Raw genomic sequence first — 2,414 nt, 5'->3', positions numbered from 1 at the left:
CACCGCCGAATCGGTGCGCGCGCAACTGGCCGCGCGGCCGGCGTTGCGCAAGCATCCGCTGATCGTCGCCGATCTGGCGGACGACCGGCACCTGCGTGTGTACGGGCGCGGCAGCCTGTTCGACGAGATGCTGGCGACGCTCGGCGTGCGCAACGCCGCGCACCCGCGCGATGGCGGCCCGGTGTGGCCGACCCAGACCGGCTATTCGCTGGTGCCGCTGCAGCGGCTGGCCTCGGTGCCCGACGCGAGCGTGCTGCTGGTGGGCGGGCTCAAGCCGGGGCAGCGCGAAGGTCTGGCCGGCAATGCGATCTGGCAGGCGCTGCCGGCGGTGCGCGAACGGCGCGTCGCGGCCTTGCCCGTGATCGCCCCTTATGGCGGGCTGGTATCGATGCAGCGCTTCGCGCATGCCATCGAGGCGGCCCTGACGACGATCGACGCAGGAGGCGGCGGTGTTGCGTAATCTCATGGCCTTGCCGCGTCAGGACGCGTCGCGCGATGCCCGTTGGTGGGTGATCGGGCTGCTGGTCGCGGTATCCCTGGTGCTTGCCGTGCACGGCATTCGCGCCGAACTCGACGGCGCGTCGTTCTGGCAGGCGCTGTTCGCGCCCGACCGCGACAATCTGCGCGAGATCCTGGTGCGCGACAGCATGCTGCCGCGCATCGCGATGTGCCTGCTGTGCGGCGGCGGGCTGGCCTTGGCCGGCACGCTCGCGCAGCAAGTGCTGCGCAACCCGCTGGCCGAGCCGATGACGCTCGGCGTGTTCCCCGGCGCCTATCTCGCGCTGATCGTGGCCGACCTGTGGGCGCCGTCGTGGCTGGTGATCGGCCGGCCGCTGGTGGCGCTGGGCGGCGGCACGCTCGCGATCCTGGTGGTGTTCGCGCTGTCGGCGCGGCAGCGGATGGCGCCGCTCGCGGTGGTGCTGTCGGGCATGATCGTCAACCTGTATTGCGGCGCGATCAGCCTGGCGCTGTCGATGGCGCATTTCGAACTGCTGCGCGGCCTGATGATCTGGGGCGGCGGGGCGCTCGACCAGACAGGCTGGCACGACAGCCGCATGCTCGGGCTGGCGGTGCTCGGCTGCGCGATCGTCACGGTGCTGCTGCGCCGGCCGCTCGGCGTGTTCGATGCCGGCGATTCGACCGTGCGCAGCCTCGGCGTGGGCCTGCATCGCACGCGCGTGGTGGCGCTGATGGTGGCCGTGGTGCTGACCGCCGCCGTGGTGTCGACGGTCGGGGTGATCGGCTTCGTCGGCCTGGCCGCGCCCACGCTGGCGCGGCTGGCCGGCGCGCGCCGCCTCGGCCAGCGGCTGATCTGGGCGCCGCTGCTCGGCGCCGCGCTGCTGTGGCTGACCGACGAACTGGTGCGGGTGGTGTCGTCGGCCGAGCTGTTCTCGGCGCATCTGCTGCCCACCGGCACCGTCACCTCGCTGGTGGGCGTGCCGTTGCTGCTGCTGTTGCTGCCGCGCCTGCGCGCCCAGCCGGACTTGCACGCGGCCGGGGTGGCCGCCGCGCTGCCGGGCCGCCTGTCGCGCCGGCTGCCGGTGGCGCTGCTGGCGCTGCTGGCCGTGATCGCGTTGAGCTTCTGCGTGACGCGCACGCTCCACGGCTGGCGCTTCGGCGATCTCGCGCAGATCCGCGCCATCATGTTCTGGCGCCTGCCGCACACGGTGGCGGCCGCCGCGGCCGGCGTGCTGCTGGCGATCGGCGGCACGCTGATCCAGCGCATCACCGCGAACCCGATGGCCAGCCCCGACCTGCTCGGCGTCAGCGCGGGCGGCATGCTCGGCATCGTGGTGGCGCTGTTCGCGGGCGTCGCGCCGGGGCCGGGCGTGCTGTTCCTCAGTTGCCTGGCCGGCGTGGTGGTCACGCTCACCGTGCTGATGTGGCTCGGCTCGCGGGTGGCGTTCGCGCCCGAGCGGCTGCTGCTGATCGGCGTGGCGATCAGCGCGCTGTTGCAGGCGGTGGTCGGCGCGATGATGTCGAGCGGCGACGCGCGGGTCGGGCTGCTGCTGAACTTCATCGTCGGCTCGACCTATTACGTGCAGCCGCCGATCGCCTACGCGGCGGCCGTGATCGCGCTGCTCGGCCTGGCCCTCGCGCCGCTGTTGAGCCGCTGGATCGAGATGCTCGGGCTCGGCGCGGGCGTGGCCGGCGGCCTCGGCGTGCCGGTGGGGCGTGCGCGGTTCGCGGTGTTGCTGCTGGCTTCGGTGCTGACGGCCGCCTCGACGCTGCTGGTCGGCCCGCTGTCGTTCGTCGGCCTGATCGCGCCGCATATCGCGCGCTTCTCCGGCGCGCGGCGGCCCGCCTCGCAAATCCTGGTGGCGGCGATGATCGGCGCGTTGCTGATGACATTCGCCGAGTGGCTCGGCCGGCAATTGGTGTTCCCGGAGGAGGTGGCCTCGGGCTTGGTCGCC

Annotated in this window: 2 protein-coding genes; both read left to right on the top strand. The window is 73.1% G+C overall.

Annotated features, from left to right (window positions below):
- Positions 1 to 460: ABC transporter substrate-binding protein (locus ACYP33_RS33120; RefSeq protein ID WP_459625362.1), on the top strand; the 460-nt coding region annotated here is incomplete at its 5' end.
- A partial coding sequence (fhuB, locus tag ACYP33_RS33115) for a Fe(3+)-hydroxamate ABC transporter permease FhuB (RefSeq protein WP_459625361.1) occupies positions 450 to 2,414 on the top strand: 1,965 nt, incomplete at its 3' end. The genes ACYP33_RS33120 and fhuB, both read left to right, overlap by 11 nt.

The organism is Burkholderia sp. 3C, assembly GCF_054589155.1.
The sequence above is the reverse complement of the archived record's forward strand: the minus strand, read 5'-3'. Positions and strand labels throughout refer to the sequence as shown.